Origin of the sequence: Burkholderia sp. SIMBA_051 (assembly GCF_046534915.1) — a bacterium.
GTDB classification, from domain to species: domain Bacteria; phylum Pseudomonadota; class Gammaproteobacteria; order Burkholderiales; family Burkholderiaceae; genus Burkholderia; species Burkholderia ambifaria.
This window is the reverse complement of the sequence record NZ_JAWRXS010000652.1, coordinates 1-249: the sequence shown is the minus strand read 5'-3', so window position 1 is coordinate 249 and position 249 is coordinate 1. Positions and strand designations below refer to the sequence as shown.

Below are 249 nucleotides of genomic sequence, written 5' to 3'. Positions count from 1 at the left end.
TTGATTCGGGCAATCAATGTGGCGGGATCAGGCCTTGCATTGCCGAGATGCCTGACGCCCGCCGCCATCGTAAATACGTCGATACCGATAGATGGATCTTGTAACACGAATTCGACAAGGCTCGTATCCGCATCGGCGTGGTCAGCGAGCCACGTCACCAGTGCCGCATCCCTCTCCGCGGGTTTCAGAACGTTTAATAGCTTCTCGACTAGGTCTTGTGAAGGGTTGGTTTTTTCGCCTGTTTCGAGG

Annotated in this window: 1 pseudogene; it reads right to left on the bottom strand. The window is 54.2% G+C overall.

The features are described 5' to 3' along the window. Positions 1 to 249: pseudogene (locus SB771_RS36095) on the bottom strand (transcriptional regulator); the annotation flags it as partial.